Raw genomic sequence first — 17,219 nt, 5'->3', positions numbered from 1 at the left:
CTTGATGTTGAAATATTGTCGATGATTCGAATATTCATAGCTTTCCTCTGAGTAGAATTTTTCGATGACCTTCGCCCAAGCATAAAATAGTATATACTCTTTACAGAACAATATTAAATAGGATAATTGAATTTATAATTACGAAACATTTGAATGGAATTACTTGTCTCGCTATCACCTACGAAATTCTACTACAAGAAAGTTTAATCTCATTTTAGAAAATTCTTAATATTATATTTCATTGCAAAACATTTGAAATTAATGAAAATACAGAGATTGAGTGTATTTTATATTGTCTTGGGTTTTATCTTTTTGATACTAATATGGAACGGAAATAGTTCCTTTGTTAACGCTTCATCTTCCTCTAGAACTCTTGAAGGTGGGATAAACTACGTAGAACCTTCTATTGAAACAAAAATACATCTTTCTGGCCCCATAGAGCATATAAGGGGAGGCAATTTCATGGCCACTGGAACTTGGACCGTAAGTTGTGAAAACTATGTGTACGATGAAAATGGTGAACTCGATCCAGACGCTACTTCATATAGATATCAAGCTAACTTGGAAACCGGTGGTGATCCTCATTCTGGAGAAGTAGCCTTGAATGGAGCAGTAAATGCGAACCAGGATAGTATTGGGGCACATTTTCGTGTAATTGTTTCAAATATGCCTGAATCGGCTTTTTTGACAAAGGGGTATAGTCCTGCCGTTTGCGGATTCGGTGGTGGTTCAGATTATCCTATAACCAGGGGACCTAATGGGGAGATCTATTCTTCTGGGAATGACGTACAGTTTTGGGATCTTTCTATTTCCAACTCAAAACCAATCTCAAATGATCGAGTTGTGCAACCTACCGATATAACTGAAATTAGATCGGGCACACTTGTAACTATAGATCAGGGGTACTCAGATTCTGATAATGATCCTATTTATTCGACCAGCATGATACAAACAAAAGGACCAGCGGTCAATTTGACTCCTCGTTATCTAGATGATTCTTATCAATGGGACTTCGTCGCTCCAAATGTAGACGAAAAGACGACCTTACAATTTAAGTCAGTTGTTAATGATGCGTTTGTCGACAGTAATCCTAATTTTATAGATATAGTGGTGAATCCTAAAAATAGTCCTCCTGAGACTTCGATAATTGTTCTTCCTTCAAATATTGTCAGTAGTGGAGAATTTGTAACCCTGGACGGAAGAGATAGTTTTGATCCAGATCCTGGCGATTCGATTGCGAGTTACAGGTGGGATCAAGTATCTGGTCCTCCAGTAAGTTTATCTGGCGCTAATTCTCCAATTGCAAGCTTTACTGCGCCAACGGTTGATCGAGACACTTCTCTTTCATTTTCACTTACTGTAGCAGACACTCATGGTGCATCAACTAGTGAAGCTGAAACAATAATAGTAAATCCATTGATATGTGACGAAGTATCTGCTAACACAATCTCTGGAATTCCGAATATACCATTGACACTATCGTCTGTATCTAGCACCGCTGCCGCCGCCGATGACGATAATTGTCCACCAGTTGCTGATGCTGGAACTGATCAAAGAGTAAACTCCGGATCTAACGTTGAGTTGAATGGTCTTGGAAGCACACCGGCTGGAGAAATAACTTTTAGATGGACCCCAGTAACACCTTTTGCTCCGCCGTTAAAAGATCCAAATACCGCTGCTCCATCATTTATGGCTCCATACGTTGACAGAGAAGAAACTTTTGTGTATCAGCTTGTGGTTAACGACGGAAAACAGGATAGTAAACCTGACACAGTAAGTGTAACGGTATTACCATTAATTATAGAAATAACTAGTAATAGAGATTCGATCAATCCATATGCTCCTCCTGCTACCAATACTCAACCTGGGGACGCAACTGCACGGTTAACTGTATCTGTAAAAAATACTGATAATCAACCTGTACCAAATGAAAATGTTAGAATTAAGGCATGCACTATTCCTTCGACTCTATCTCATGATGGTCACGAAAACCACGATAATCGAAATGATAAGTGTAATATTGGACCTCAAGGAGATCAACGACCTGCTGCTTTCCTGAACAACGCTCGTCAACCGATGGTAAACAACGTGATTCAAGGCATCACTCTTAACACTAATAACTTGGGGATAGTTCAAGTAGACTATGAATCTCCAAAACGCATAACAGCATCAGGAACTACAGTTTACATTTCTGGTCAAGATGATGTAATTGCCTCATTAGTAGAAACCGAAGATGCAAATCACAACACGCCATTTCATTCATCTGTTTCTATTGATACAAGGGTTTTGGACACTAATGATCAAAATAACCCTCTTCAGCCTATTGCAAATTCTCAAAGAGATAATTGTCCGCCAGCTTTTCGTGCTATATATCCTCAAGTAGGGAATTATTTCTTTCAAAAACAAGATAACCATGGGTGTGAATTTTATGGTACACAACAAACAAATAACGCAATAATGGCAATTGCTCAAGAGTTCATTGATAGACAGCAGACTTGTAGTCAAGTCCTAAACTTTGCTAGAAACCCTGATTGCAGAGTTGATCAGGATCCCATTGTAGTAAATAATCGAGTGGTACAACAACCAGAGATACCTGTTCTCATTCGTAATGTGAATGTTCCTGTAAAAATAACAGCTATGAATTTGGGATGGGGTGGCTTATCAGATGTAAATGGGCATTGGATAAATCCTCATGTTTCCCATAATTCTGGAAAAGAGGTTGATATTGGTTTCTTAAATAGAAATGGTGCCCCCATGACAGATAATCATAAACTGCTTCTTAGAGAAGTAATCCGTGATAATAATTATGGAAATCAACCTACTATCCTTCGTTGCGAAGGCGGAAATAACTTACTACCGGTAAATGGACTAGCAGGAAATGGTTGTACAGAAATAGTAAACGGACGAATTGTTCCATTGATAACCGACCATATACATGTAAACTTTGCAAACTAAGATATAGATCTCAATAAATCTTATCTTTTTTTGTTCTTACTATTACCAATCTTTTTTAGTGAATGTGAATTCGATATTCTATATATATTATGAAAGATATTCGAGTCAACAGCCAGTCCCACAAAAATTACCAATTGTAGGAAACAAAACTTGAAACAGACATTTATTTTCTCTTCTTAATTTAGGCAAACTCATAGGCTTGTAACTTTTGACATATTTCATCTTATTTTTAATTTCTGACACTGGATCAAAATCTAGATGCTTCACATTGTTACATTTTGACAACCAATCAACTATTACCTGAGAAATTTCCTCGGGCGGTAACTTTTTCACATTGACAAGATAAGGTACCAAAATGTGAAAAAGACAATATTTTCTGTGATCTTCAAGTGGGATTTGAAGCAGTTTCTCTATCCATAATATTTCCGAGTTTTTTGATTTACTATTGAGAATCTTGGACTTTATCCTTCTGATTCTTCTTTTTTGGTCAAGTTCTTCTTGTGCTATCCACCTCCTAAAGTCCTTAAGTAACAGTTGTATGGGAATTCTTCCACCATCCCATTTTTGAATTAGCCTAACTTTTGATTCTTCAAGAGTTAATCCATTCCCGATGTTTTTTGAGTTGTAGGTATTGGGAAACCTTATCAAACATGTTTTGTACTTTGGATGATGCTGCGGATCAGCATTTCCATTGGTTAGATGGTCTTTAGCGAATTTTAAAAATAATTCTGATACTGAATAACCATGGTATTTGCTATAATAATTATCTGAGAAAAGGCTTGGGAATTTATCTTTTGAAAATTTATCTATCAGGTCCAAAACCATAGCTTCTATTGGAAGATAAATATGATATCCGTTTCCAGACCACATCACGGTAGGTTTTGCTCCAAGATAATGAATGTTGTTTAAGGTATTCTCTAAAGCATTATCAAGTTTCTTTTTAGAATTTTTAAACTTCGACAAGTCCAGATCTATAAAAATAAAGTTTGGGGGGTGTCTTACTATTCCTTGGTATTCAGTGTATTCCGGATAGGCATTAATCCTACAATCTATGAAATCTGATTCTTGGCACTTTATGAAGATCTCTTCTTTTGAAAATACCGGAACTTGAGCACCTATTTTGTCAGTCATCATCTTACGTGGAAAATCCTGTAACTGATGACCAAAGTGAGACATTATAAAGTCTATATCTTCAGAGTTCATAGTGGTCTCCTTCGACATTAACTGTACTTTCGTCCCTAATCTTCTTTTTTGTGAGTTGAACCAAATATTCGCTCCGATTATCTAAATTACCTTTGATAGGTAGCCTTAACATTTGTTGCTTATGTTTCTCAAGTAGATGAAGTTCCATGTCAAAGTCTATACCTGTCTTATAATCATTACCACAGAAATAACAGGGATATTGCGGGGGTAATGCAGTGACGGAGGTGACACCCGTGACGCCTTTTAAAGGTGTGTATATTGTTTTTGAAATTACTTTATATTTATTAGATTGAGTTTCCTGCTGAGAATTTGAGTTGTAAGAACTCAATGATGAAAGGGAAGTAGAACCCGAGTTGTGAGATGGTTCCTTAGAAGATATAGACTCAGGTTGATTGATCGTTGATTTGTTAGATACAAGGGGTTCTCGCCCTAGCTCCTCTTTAGCCTCTCTACCTATATGCTCAGTATTGTTATTGGTAATACTACTATTATTACTCTCTCTTAAGTTAGAAAGCGTCGCGTTAAGATCAGTTGAGTTTGTATTTGATTTATTATCAGGATTTGAAGTATCAGAAGAGCTATTAGTCGAGTTATCTTCCTTATCATAGTAAGTGTTTGGACCGGCTAAGGATTCGTTATTCTTATCTACTTCATTTTCCTTCTTGCTTGAGATAGTATCTTTATTACCTCCTTTATCTTTTGGGGTGAGATCATCTTCTTTTCTTCGTTGATTATCATCCTTTGAAGTTTTTTCATCAAAATGAGGTATGGCATCTTTAAACTCCGTCACCTCCGTCACCTCCGTCACCTTCTTTTTACTTGCCATTTGTTTTTCATCTTCTTCTATAGCATCAGGCGAATGTGTTCCTTTAGTTTGGTTCTCATTAACGATTATTTCTTCTATTATATCATATTGTTTTGAGATTTTTTCAATATCGCGTTTATTGATGGTAAAACCTCTGGCTTGGTTTGTCCTGAATAGTTTTGCCTTGAATTTGGACTTTAGCAAGTTTATAATTTTAGATTTGGATATCTTGGTTCCATCTGGTAGATAGAAGGTCGAATTTGATTCATCAAAACAGTAATCTTTTGCTTCAGATACTTCCTTAAACCTGGAATAGAAAGCATCGTTGGAGATGCTAATTATTAGTTCATTCTTATTTTCAATCAACTGTCTTAAAGTTTCTGCAATCATTGCTTCAATAGAATTGCTCTTTGTAGACGTCTTCTCAGAAATTATCTTTGATAACGCTAATCTTATCTTTTCAAAATTGCGGCCCTCATAAAATATGTTCAACAGTGGATGAGTCAATTCGGCATCTCTATCTTTCAAATTTGTCTTTACACTTGGAAACTTTCGGTCATAGTTTACAAGTTTGAAAGCCAAGAGAAGTTTTCTTAGGTGAATTAAATTCTGGTATGACTTTGAATCTTTGTCCTTTAATACATCCTTAATGTTGTATTTTACATCACCTTTCATAAAATAATGTATGAACGACCGGTCAAAAACACCTCTGTTGTTTTTACCCTGAGGTAATTCTTCCATTGCAAACCACTTGTGACAAAAAGTCAAATAGAATTCTTGGAATCGTCTACCATTTTTTGTAAACCCAACCTTCGGAACGGAACCACCACTGGAATATCCTGTCTTGAGCATGTTTTTCTTTTCTATTGAGTTGCAGATGTTATCTGCCTCATCCTCTATTATTGTTCCCTGGCCTTCCTGAATTTGGCCCAAAAATGTATAGTAATTTGCAGCACTTGCAGCTGTGATATAAAGAGGCCTATATCCTAACAACCTAAATACAAGTAGCGCCGAGTTCTTTCCGGACCCGTTCTCTCCTACTAGAATATTATAGGGAGTTGCGCCGAATTTGTCCTGAAAATAGCTAAACAATATTCCACATGATAATATTATTTGATTATGTTCTTCTACGTTAACGTAGTCTTTGAATTCTGATAGGATCTTTTCAAATAGAGAGTCAAAAGTTTCATTCTTGGCAAGTTCCAGGTAGTCTGCTAGCTCTTGTTCTGATTCAAAAGAATATGGAATGGGGTTAGATGAAATTATTGTATCAGCTGGATAAATAGTGTAATTTGCTACTTCTATTTTATCTATGAGATTGAAGGTGCCAGAGTCATAAAAAACAAATTTTGGTAACCTTTCTACAATAACAGCTTCATATAGGATAAAACCTAACTGATATTTTCTTTGATATACTATTTTGTTGTCTTGTGTTTTAGTATCATCACTTTGTCTATCTGAACTCTTTGTATCATCTTCAACGAGGTCTATCTTATGCAAATTCTTGATAAAATCCTCTTCGATAAGATTATAGTGAGATGGCAAAAGCCTTTGTACTTTGGACTTCAACTTCCTTTCAAATTCGGCAAGTGATTTTTGAATCTTATTTATATCAAAGAAACAGTGTAAAGACAAATTTTGATAAACTTCTGTAAAGGTTATTTTGATTGATCCATTATTATCGTATCCAAATTCCGAAACAATAGGCTTTAACTCATCAGATATGTCAAATTCAATCAAATCAACTACGACTCCGGCCGAAGATTTCATGTTGGTATCCTTTCTCAGAATGGTTATTCGGACATGTCGAACCCTGCTTAATTCTGTATTGCAGGATTAGTATGCAGAAAGCATTATTAAAAGAGAGCCTACAGAAATCAAAAGGTTTATTGTTATCCAACGAGAATATAAAATTATACATGTATTAAATCGGCCTCCGATTTTGTACTATGTTGATTGATTTCGGATAATAATGATGGAAGCAAGTCGGTCAAACTTTCGATTCCATCACTTTTTTCTTCTGCCAATTTTCTACTGATTAGTATATTACTGTAATCGTGAATGCAAATCTTGTACAATATTCTTGTATGGTGCATGTTTCTACCTAAATTATAATTTGATGTTCTATCATTCATTTTTGGAAAATCCCTCGGCTTGATAATGTATTACTATCTTTGAATAAATTCACGCATTTGTTACACAGCTTTAAAGTAATAGTCCCAAAGGTTCCGGCACTTACATTGATTTTTTCCGAATGTTCGTTATCACATCCAAATGCATAACATAATTTGTCATGGTCTTGTCTAAAGTCTTGATTTAATCTTGTCGAAGACATTTTTATCCTTCATCCATAGCAGTTCGGTCAGAATTAGCCGAACTTTTTTTTGCTTTTTCTAACAGTTGTTTTATTATGTCATTGTAGGTTTGATGTTTGTGTCCTATTCTGCGTAATTGGTTCCTAACCTGGTTGTCGATTAATATTGTAACCATTAATTATAGATAATTATGTATGATAAATAAGTATATATGATCTATACGTATATACCTATTAAAATGGCGCTAAATCCCTATACGACAACAAAAGAAGATAGAAAAAATAGGATAATTGATTATCTAACCAATGAGGGCAACAAGAGAGTAAAGGACGTTCTAAACTATTGTATAAAGGAAGGGATTGGTAGTAAGTCCACAGTAACCGAGGCAATTCAAGAATTACTTGCTGAAGGTATATTAAATTCAGGAAAGGAAAGAAGGAATTCTAAATCATATAGTCTATCCGTAAATTCGGATAATTTATTATTAGTTATTCCAAAAGATTTGGACAACATTTTCGAACAGTTCAAGAAATTTATAGACAAAGTAAAGCAATTTGAAAAAAAGAAAAAATTTGAGAATCGTATAGAAATTGAAGCAATTGGAACAAGTAAGAAAGCTAACTTAGTCCAAAAAGATGGTGCGTCATTATTACAATACGATATGATAGAAATTATCAATGATGTCTATCTATTCAATTTCGTTGTAATCTTACCCGCTAGGCTACATGATGAGAATTTGATCAATAGACTATATTCAATATATTTTAACAAGATTAGCGAAATGTACTTGTATGTAATTTCTGACTTATCTACAGAAAATTCCCCATTTAATTCTGATATTGATCAACAACTCTTGTTATACGTGAATTATATGGATTCTAAAGGACAGAATTTATGGGGTAGACTTTATGAAATTGTAAAAATATCCGAAATAATGCAAATCGAAGATGATTTAGACAATCTATTAAAGTTACTCTGGAGTAAGAACACAGAGCCATTCCTTTTGCTCTATAAACAAATTGAGACCTCGGAAACGAAATTATTATTGAGTGCCAACTATCGAAATTTAGATACAGTTTCTAAATATGATACTGACAAAAAAATAGAGGAATTCCTTTACAATCTTAAAAAGGATAAAGATCAGGTTATACAAAGGACGATGGGTTTTCAAATAGCAGAAAGTGACAACATATAATCGATCTATTTTACTAATTTTTCTAAAATCTCCGGCTTTATGTTAATCAACATGTTATTTTGATGTATGACTGCAAAAATCCTGTTCATACCATCTTGCAGTGATTTCATCTGATTTTCTAGTCTGTCAATTTTTTGCTTATCTTCATTCCGAACTTCATTATAGGAGTCATATGATAGGACCATTCGACAATGATCACTCGCACAAAATCTGGCATCTCTTTTATTTGGTTCACCGCAATTCGGGCATTCTCTTGGTTTCATCGTGCTAATATTATTTTCTTCATTCTCGGGTTTGATAATTCCTTTGGCTTGTAGGATAGAATTGGCAGATTCGTTACCAAAATAATGAATATAAATCTGAGGCATCTTGCTGCTTAAGGTCCAACCTGCATGGTCTCTTAAAACATGTTCTTTTAAGAATTGGGATTTAAGGGTGAGAGCCGAATGCCTCTGGACATAAATGTTCCATTTTTTTGTTATCAGGTTTCTAATCAAAGCTTTATCTGCTTCGGGAACTGTTTCGTCCTCTAAAAGATCCGGGAAGTATCGATTCTTATAGAAATATTTATACTGATAGGTTAAACCATCAAGGGTTAATCTCGATCCAAAGGATGTTTTAGAACTGGAAACAAAAAGCCAAGAATCAGGGTTTGAACCGGTGGGATGATTATCAATAAGATCTTTTACATATGGAATTGAATCTATTAATGGTACGGTCCTTGGTCTGGTTTTACCTCCCTTTATCAGAATTTCTGCATATTGCTTTCCTTCACGCGTCTTTTTGAAAATAATGTCACGTATTCGTAAATTCAGCAACTCTGACGGCCGACATGAGGAATCATTTGCCATAGCATGAAAGCATCGGTCTCGTACACTAGGACAATATCTCAAAAATAAAACGTGCTCTCTGGGTTCCCATAAGTCTGAGGGAGAATATGGAGTTTTTTCCTTCCTTGGCAGTTGCTTTATTCCCTTCATACAATCCGGAGTTTGTCTCTTTGTGTGATCTGGTTCTTCAGGGTTGTAAAGCCATCTAAAAAATTTATTCAAAATGATTTGTCTTCCATTGTAAGAACCAATCCACCTCTGAGTCGGGTCCTCAGATATTGGTTTTCGCAAATTATTTAAAAATTCTAGGATATCTTGTTTGGTTAGTTCTCTAAAGAGTTTTTTGTTTTCATGATAATTTGAAAGCCATACAAGAACCTTTATTTTCCCTTCTTTAGTAGAATTCTTGATGTTGATCTCTGTTTCTTCAGAGATAATATAATCACAAATAGTATTCGCATTGCCGATATTAGCAATGGCTAGATTTTTTAAAACCTTGTTGAAATATTGTTTTGTGCATGATTTTGTCAATGAGTCTATCCTTTTAGTGATTGATGAATAGATGTATTGCTGATGTTGTTCAATATGACTAGAAGTATTTTCATGCGCCAAATTTGTCGTTCTGTCATTAGGTGCTTTTCTATCGCATTTAAAATTGTCGTATAAATCCCCAAGATAAGCGCGGGGAGTGGGATTCGAACCCACGAGTTCTTACGAACATGGGATTAGCAATCCCACGCCCTACCAGGCTAGGCGACCCCCGCCTAAGTTTATAATTTTTTATTAGGGTATATTAATTATGTCATAAATTTCTTCAACTAAATTCTTTACCTTCAAACCCAGTTATAGTACAAGAACCACCAAGACATAGGAAATAAAGAATAAAAAACGTTTAATAATTGAAATTGCCTCTGTAAAACATGCCAACAGCCTATGTTTTAATCAATTGTGATTTAGGATCAGAGAGTGAGATAATTAGAAAAATTAAAGAAGTCCCGGAAGTGGTAGAGGTGAATGGGGTCTTCGGTGTTTATGATATTATAGTTAGAGTGTCTTCTGATAACATGGATAAATTACGCGAAATTATTACCTGGAAGATTAGAAAGATAGATAAAGTACGCTCAACTCTGACAATGATAGTAATTGAAGGACAGAGCCGTGATCTTTAATTACTAGGATCTAACAGATGTTATTTAACAAATCGTTAAACATGGACATAACTATCACCATGTTAATGGAATTTTAATAATGACGTTACATGATCATTTTTTGATCCGATTTAAATCATCGATATGATTAATCGTAATCCTTAGACAAGAAAATCATCTATTCTTCATTATTAAACGAACCTTATTTATCACCATCTGAACCATGCCGATATCCTTTTAAAAACTTCACGAAGAATAGAAATTACCTTGTAGACATCGTTTAGAATAATAACAACAGGTACATTCGTTTTATAACTTTGGCAACATCAATAAGTTATTCAGACAGAAATATGTGATCATTAACTGGAAAAAGTTAGAAAATTTGTTATTGAAATTATAGCAAATTTTTTCATCATCATTAGGTATCCAGAGATATCAACGTTAGAGGCACACCGGCACGGAAAAACAATTTCTACTACTGGCAATTCTGTCAATGCGTATAACTCCAGGCGTACCTGTCTTAATGGATAATGGTGGAACCCATAATTCTTAACTCGTATAATACGCGATAAAGTAGTCTCAGAGACATCGTGAACAAATGATGACAGATCATTTCCAGTAAGTAAAATGATCTACTGAAAATAATGTTGATACTAATATGTGTAATGCATTTGGATTTTATCAAATGAGCTAAATGCGTTAATCCGCATGATGTTAGATTAATTATACAAATGTCAATTGATTGTCCATTGAATATCCTAAAGTTTAGAGACTGATAAACCCTGTATATACCAATTATAGGCCTATGAAAATGAGGGTATATATTCACCTACTCTGTACTAATTCTAACTTTAACAAAGCCAATTTTGGAGCATGTGTCTGGTTTACTAGCTGATTATCTGGTGTGGACCTACCTTATAATACTATTATTACCTTCTACTATTGCCTTGTCAAAATTCCGATCTTCTCTGTCTGGTGTTATCATTACTGAGCTAAATGGTCCCATATTTCCAATCGATTGTATCTCTCCATTGTCGCCAAATTGGATTGTAATGTTTTGCAGTGTTTCAAAGTTATTGTTTGACACTCTCACACTAAGTAGTTTCATTGTTCCTATAACTTCAGCTCTTTGCACTACCTCCACACTTATACCAGCCCTTGGAATGAAGACAGATAGGACAACTAATGCTACAACTATGAATCCTACTAAAATAACAAATCTTGCAAGTCTGAGGCGATTCTGTTTTCCTCGCAAATTGTTAAGTTTGAAAATAGCAAAAAATTCTTATCTTCTCCCATATTATTTAGTATGTTACTATCTTGTTGTATAAATTTAAATAGCTAGTAAAGTAAAAACCTTTGGATATCTCTTTTTAGTAAAGTGACCATTAATAAACAAATTGGGTATTTGAAAATGATTCATAATCGTCGATACTATGTATATTGCATGATAATTTTTAACTCAAGTCATATCTACATTTTAGATAAAAAAGTAAGATTATTTCTTGTTCATACTTTGTGATACGACATTCTAGCATTCTAGTTTGAAGAGATAGCTCCATTGTGAACTAATGGGATCATCTGCATAAGATATGCCTGTTTACATGATATGAGAATGCATCCTTTTATCAATTTTCAAAATCCTCAGTGATGAGATCTAGCACTTGTGTTGCTCCTTGTTTTTAATAAACATGATTAGAATTTTTGATACTGCAAAGTTGAAAGGATCGTGTTATTAAGATATTGTTTTACTTTTACATCGTGGATTATGTAATGATCTAAGACTTTGGTCAAAAGTAAATATATACTCAACGGAAATTAAATGTATATGCATAGGTTTTTGCACAGCATCGTTCATATGCGTTTTAAGAGGATAACATCTAACAATACTATTAATTGGCCAATCTAGCTCTTACATACGTCCTAATTAAATAAGATAAGGCAGGCAACCATATTTGCAATTTACCTGTTTCTTGATTAACAGAATATGAAATGGATCGAGAAAATTCTTGACTTGGAATTATTGGTTAATCCATTTCACATTCTTCCTTCCATTGGATCGTCCTATCGTGCATACCGTTAGGTATACAAAATTAATTATTATTGCCATTTAATTATAATTTGTGGTACATTCATCTAAAAATGTAGGATGAATGTAAAGAGCACAAGTAACTGAATCGTCAAACTTAAACTCCAATTTACTCTCCGTTGATCTTTTGATATCTAAACTAGGTACATGTAGGTGAGAAAAAGTATTTGTCGCAGACAATCATAATTTGCAGTTCAGGTCCCCGAGAGAGTAATACGATAGAGAGGTGAACTGATTTACTTACAATATATCGCTGTTATGGTAATAGTTATTTTTTGGTTCATGTCTATCAGATTTGTTGGAACCTCTCTTTTTTTGTCATTGGAAAAACAGAAAAATTAAGTGAGTATAATAAGGGTAATTCTAAGGTTTGTCAAATGAAGATCAAATATCAGACTTGATAATTGAAGTTGACAACTTGGGAACCAAATTACTAATAATTTAGTAAATTAGTTATTTGAATTTTTCATAGTTGCTTTGATCATTTTTACACTTTTTTTAGAGTGACGTATCGAATTGGTAAAGTCTTTGAAATTTATTCGACTTTTATACGTAGATCCTTATGGTAAGTCGGATTTTGTTGTATTTGTGCATAAATTACAACCAATAATTCCATTCCTGATGGGAGCAAAACGAATATTTTTTTGTGCCCTTCATATCTTAAAAAATTACCGTTTATCAAATGATATAAGTACTTTCTAACTAAATGTTCAGAAATATCTTCTAGGGATTTAGTATTTTTATAAATGCTAATAAAGGGTGCCTCCTTAGAACAAGCTTGTAATATTGGCTCAACGATCGATGCTCTCAAGTAAATAGGAAGGGTTCCGGCGCTTCCAAAATTTTCATTCATTAATAAAACAACCTTCCTTTTGTGAATTTTGAAGGAAAATGATCCATTGTACACTGGATAAATAAACAATTCATGCAGAATTTCCTGAAAAATATTGATAACAATAAATAGCTTCTTGTGGCCGATCTCAATAACAGACTAATGCACCAAAACCACAATGAGGTGAGTACTAGGCTCCTTTCTGTGATCTTGCGTGAACTAATGGAGATTCCAAAAACCATTTCTTTGTGGAAATAAAAAATTGTTTGATCAAATCTTGATGAACTGGTCAAAGTTAATTTATTCCTCAGGATGTAAATTGCAAACAAGAGCGACAATCTTGTATCTTGACATCAAATAGTAGCTCGAAGTGTATGAACTAGAAATTCGCCGGATGATACCTATATTGAGTTCATTATAGATGTGCCTACTAACATTTTCAAAAATTTGTTTGGACCTTAAGCATTGCATTGTTGACTTTAAATACTTTTTACAAATCTGGTTTAAAAGAAAATTGATACAAATATCAAAGTATATTTCAGAACTCGGGTTTGTATAACTAACATAGATTAGATAAGTGTACTAATTAAGGGAATTAATTTGAGTACAAATATTTTATAAAAAAGACTCGTTATAATAATGTAGTCTATCATTACATTTATTTTGTTTCTAATTTGATTAAGCCTTCATACTACCAGAATTATGATTTGTATCATTTAGAGCTATACACCGACTAATAGATGCAATTGTTTTCAAAAATTAAAGAATGTCCTTGAAATTTTTCCATATGTCTAGTTTAGTTTTTATAATTTTTTTTGTTTAGATTCTTAATATCATTTATTAAAGAATATCATTTATTATCTTGTTGATGCGGTTGATAAATGCGAGGACACCAGAACACTAACGATAATACCAATGAATCAAGAATACTCAACTATATAAAAGACAATCCTGGAATACATCTGCGCCGGATAAAAGGTGATCTTGGGTGTTCTATGGGTACCATACAATACTATCTTAGTAAATTAGAAAAAGAAGAAAAAATTACCTCCTCTAGAACTGGATTACACAAGTGTTTTTTTGTAACTGGCATTTTCGGTGAGAATGAAAAAGATGTAATCAAATTCTTTAACCTAGAAACACCTCGCAAAATAATAATGTGTATTATACAACATGGTCAGCCTACTCAAATGGAGATTGCACAGGAATTAGGTATAACCGCGCCCACAGTAAGCTGGAATTTGAGTCGATTAACTAGAACAAAAATAATTACGGAAATAAAAGATGGAAGATTCAAACGATATTCACTAAATTCAGATATTGATCCTCTGATGATAACCAAATTACTAAAATCCTACTACCCGAGTCTATGGAGCAAATGGAGCGACAAATTGGCAGAAATCTATTTATCTCTTTCATTTGATGCTGAAAATAAGGACAAGAATTAAATGCTAGAAATGATGACATCGATAACTACGATTCCGGATTTTTTTTATTCAACTTTCATGATCTCTACTCTACAACTAGAGTTCATAGGAATCATCGAAAATTTGGAAAGCCTGTTAATCGGGGTTTTCTCAATTACATTATTGTTACTATCTATTACGACTTATAAAAAGACCGGTCTAAAGAATATTCTTTACGCAGCAACAGCATTTGCTCTTTTTGCATTTCAGGTTTTCTTGGAATTAATTATTGAGCGATATTATTCAGTTACTTATCCTATGCAAGATTTATTGCATACTTCAATTACACTAGCTATAATGACGCTATTCTTCTTATCTGTTATCCGCCGAACAGTCCGGTGATTCAAAAATATTTCGTGTTAGTATGACAAGCTCTTTTTTGTTTGGCTACCTGAACCGATTTTAAAAAATCGTTCGGGAACAGGAATGATAAAATGACATAGTGATTGAATAGCCGCGCAAGTACAGCACCAGCGGACATGAAAAGATCTTCTCATCAGGTATATGAAGTAATTCCTACTTGTAACCTGTCTTTATTTTAGTGGGTTTGGGTTAACTTCTAAATAGCAGCATCTTAATCATTCTGATCATCCAAGGTCCATGGGAACCACTTTCCAATAATTTTCCTCCAGTCGACCCTTACTAAAGAGTAAATTGTGATTCCAACAATAATGATGCTTACAATAGTCAGAATCAACATATTGGTAAAACTTTGACTCTGCAATATGATTTGCTCAACTATAATCTTTCCAGTTAAGGCTGCACTCCACACAACAATTAAGTTAGAGATCAACTTCCCAACAAAATTTGTTATTATGAACTTCCATGGACTAAGTTTTACCATACCGAGAAGAATAATTACAATGTCATCTGGAGGAAAAGGTGTAATTGCAGCTAAAAATGACCCTATCCATCCGTATTTTTTTAATAGCCTTTTTAATGGTAACATATTTTCCTTTATTCTATTGCTAAGAACCCTGTTACCGTGATAACTTAGAATGAATATCAGGGTTCTACCTGCAGTCACACCGAATGCACTTACAATAGCAAGGATATTGGGATCTAGATTAGAATTAAAACTAGCAATAACGAGAAACGGTGCATATGGAATAGGAATAAACAATATGATACTTGTAAGAAAACTTACCACAAACACTTGAAAGTATTCAAACGTCGTATCGACAAGAGATGAGTATATGTATTCCACGTGTAATCATTCTCTAAGTAAATATAATTAAAAGATATTACTGTCCCTTAATTTGCTCAGCTTGTTTGCACAAAATCATCGACTCGTGGACAAAAGGAAATTTTAAGCCAACTACAAATTCATCTCTAGTCAGTACTTTTATTTACTTCTTTTAATCTTGGAAGTTTATTTACTAATGGTCAATAAACTAGTTAATTATGACAGTATAAGTAGTTTGAGGTAGATTATTTTTTGTTATGAATTGACCCAAAGTTTAGAGAACAAGAAAAGTAATAAGATATGAGGTTTTATAGTATAATAATCTGTTTATCCATACTAGGTGGAGACGATGAGTAATATTTAGCAAAATATACCAATTTCGTTCATTACTCTGTAACCAGATGTTAGTTAAACGTCCTCTAACTTATTGCAGTTTAAAATTAATTTAAATTCCTAAATTAATTTATGATTTTCAGCCGGTATTACAATAAGGTATTTACATGTGCTTATGATACAATGTTAGAATAAATCGATACTTTTACAAAACAATGCTACCATGCTAATCAAATACTAAATTCTTGCATGTATGAATAACAATTTAGTAATCCTTTAGCATTAAAGATAAGAGGATATGATTATACGGGATTAGTAATTTGTCTTTTAGAAATCAAAATGCTTTTTTCTGATCGGGTATATAGCAGCATTGACAATCATCATAATACTTTACATGAATTGCTGTCAAATTTGGTGTATATAAAAGACAAAAAATTCGTATTTAATAAATTGTAAGTCCTAATATTAGTAAAGTTCTATTTACTATTACATATATGAAGAAAATTATTTATGTTTATAGAATGTGTTATAATGATAAATATAATAAAATACCTTTGCACATTTTTCGTGACCATAATTTCAATATTATCACCTCAAGGTACATTTGCTCAAACAAGAGAGACTGATGGGTCTAGTAATTCAACTAACAATGTCCTAGATAAAATTAAAATCTCCGTAGCTAATGCTACAAAAACCACTCCTTTTATCGGGGACTCACTGACTACCTCGAGCTCACTTTCTAATGCTACTTCCGAAGGAAAAAAGGAACAAATGACTCTCCTGATAAAAAAGATGAATACTTGGATAATATTGCACCAAATACACTCTCTATTGGAGATGCTTTGACGACATAAAACGCATT

At 33.7% G+C, this 17,219-nt stretch carries 15 protein-coding genes and 1 tRNA gene; 6 read left to right on the top strand and 10 right to left on the bottom strand.

Annotated elements, in window-relative coordinates; translation table 11 throughout:
• Positions 1-261: 261 nt before the first annotated feature.
• Complete coding sequence (locus NFRAN_RS01185; protein ID WP_145987980.1) at positions 262-2,955, top strand: PKD domain-containing protein; 2,694 nt, start codon at positions 262-264, stop codon at positions 2,953-2,955.
• Positions 2,956-3,060: 105 nt separating this feature from the next.
• On the opposite strand, the gene priX is transcribed toward NFRAN_RS01185, so the two are convergent.
• From priX to NFRAN_RS13465, 5 genes are all read right to left on the bottom strand, one after another.
• Entirely contained in the window at positions 3,061-4,158 is a 1,098-nt protein-coding gene (priX, locus tag NFRAN_RS01180; RefSeq protein WP_172602021.1) for a DNA primase noncatalytic subunit PriX, read from the bottom strand.
• The gene (locus NFRAN_RS01175) at positions 4,148-6,733 is read right to left on the bottom strand and encodes a hypothetical protein (protein WP_134482705.1); all 2,586 of its coding nucleotides are present in this window, start codon (positions 6,731-6,733) and stop codon (positions 4,148-4,150) included. Before NFRAN_RS01175 ends, priX begins: the two co-directional genes overlap by 11 nt.
• Positions 6,734-6,876: 143 nt before the next feature.
• Positions 6,877-7,098, bottom strand: coding sequence for a hypothetical protein (locus tag NFRAN_RS01170; protein WP_134482704.1), 222 nt, complete (start codon positions 7,096-7,098; stop codon positions 6,877-6,879).
• A complete protein-coding gene (locus tag NFRAN_RS01165; protein ID WP_134482703.1) occupies positions 7,095-7,298 on the bottom strand; it encodes a hypothetical protein in 204 nt (67 codons plus the stop codon). The genes NFRAN_RS01170 and NFRAN_RS01165 overlap by 4 nt, the downstream gene beginning before the upstream one ends.
• A 2-nt stretch (positions 7,299-7,300) precedes the next feature.
• The gene (locus tag NFRAN_RS13465; protein ID WP_172602020.1) at positions 7,301-7,453 is read right to left on the bottom strand and encodes a hypothetical protein; all 153 of its coding nucleotides are present in this window, start codon (positions 7,451-7,453) and stop codon (positions 7,301-7,303) included.
• Between the two features lie 63 nt (positions 7,454-7,516).
• Between NFRAN_RS13465 and NFRAN_RS01160 the strand changes: the two genes are divergently transcribed.
• Complete coding sequence (locus NFRAN_RS01160; protein ID WP_134482702.1) at positions 7,517-8,473, top strand: hypothetical protein; 957 nt, start codon at positions 7,517-7,519, stop codon at positions 8,471-8,473.
• 5 nt (positions 8,474-8,478) lie between these two features.
• On the opposite strand, the gene NFRAN_RS01155 is transcribed toward NFRAN_RS01160, so the two are convergent.
• Positions 8,479-10,008: a site-specific integrase gene (locus NFRAN_RS01155; RefSeq protein WP_134482701.1), complete on the bottom strand. Its 1,530-nt coding sequence runs from the start codon at positions 10,006-10,008 to the stop codon at positions 8,479-8,481.
• Positions 9,984-10,067: transfer RNA gene (locus tag NFRAN_RS01150), tRNA-Ser, on the bottom strand. The genes NFRAN_RS01155 and NFRAN_RS01150 overlap by 25 nt, the downstream gene beginning before the upstream one ends.
• Positions 10,068-10,223: 156 nt before the next feature.
• Here NFRAN_RS01150 and NFRAN_RS01145 point away from each other — a divergent pair.
• Positions 10,224-10,472, top strand: coding sequence for an Lrp/AsnC family transcriptional regulator (locus NFRAN_RS01145; RefSeq protein WP_134482700.1), 249 nt, complete (start codon positions 10,224-10,226; stop codon positions 10,470-10,472).
• 889 nt (positions 10,473-11,361) lie between these two features.
• On the opposite strand, the gene NFRAN_RS01140 is transcribed toward NFRAN_RS01145, so the two are convergent.
• Complete coding sequence (locus NFRAN_RS01140) at positions 11,362-11,706, bottom strand: hypothetical protein (RefSeq protein ID WP_134482699.1); 345 nt, start codon at positions 11,704-11,706, stop codon at positions 11,362-11,364.
• Between the two features lie 1,369 nt (positions 11,707-13,075).
• Positions 13,076-13,393, bottom strand: coding sequence for a hypothetical protein (locus tag NFRAN_RS01135; RefSeq protein WP_134482698.1), 318 nt, complete (start codon positions 13,391-13,393; stop codon positions 13,076-13,078).
• Between the two features lie 860 nt (positions 13,394-14,253).
• On the opposite strand from NFRAN_RS01135, the gene NFRAN_RS01130 reads away from it, so the two are divergent.
• Positions 14,254-14,820, top strand: coding sequence for a winged helix-turn-helix transcriptional regulator (locus NFRAN_RS01130; protein WP_134482697.1), 567 nt, complete (start codon positions 14,254-14,256; stop codon positions 14,818-14,820).
• Positions 14,821-15,180, top strand: coding sequence for a hypothetical protein (locus tag NFRAN_RS01125; RefSeq protein WP_172602019.1), 360 nt, complete (start codon positions 14,821-14,823; stop codon positions 15,178-15,180).
• Between the two features lie 232 nt (positions 15,181-15,412).
• Here the strand turns inward: NFRAN_RS01125 and NFRAN_RS01120 are convergent, their stop codons facing one another.
• Positions 15,413-16,045 carry a VTT domain-containing protein gene (locus NFRAN_RS01120; RefSeq protein ID WP_134482695.1) on the bottom strand — a complete coding sequence of 211 codons (633 nt, stop codon included), beginning with the start codon at positions 16,043-16,045 and terminating at the stop codon, positions 15,413-15,415.
• A gap of 879 nt (positions 16,046-16,924) precedes the next feature.
• Here NFRAN_RS01120 and NFRAN_RS01115 point away from each other — a divergent pair.
• Entirely contained in the window at positions 16,925-17,203 is a 279-nt protein-coding gene (locus NFRAN_RS01115; protein WP_172602018.1) for a hypothetical protein, read from the top strand.
• The last annotated feature ends 16 nt before the right edge of the window (positions 17,204-17,219 follow it).

It is taken from the genome of Candidatus Nitrosocosmicus franklandus (assembly GCF_900696045.1).
Lineage (GTDB): Archaea > Thermoproteota > Nitrososphaeria > Nitrososphaerales > Nitrososphaeraceae > Nitrosocosmicus > Nitrosocosmicus franklandus_A.
Note: the sequence above shows the minus strand (reverse complement) of the source record. Positions and strands in the feature narration are given on the sequence as shown.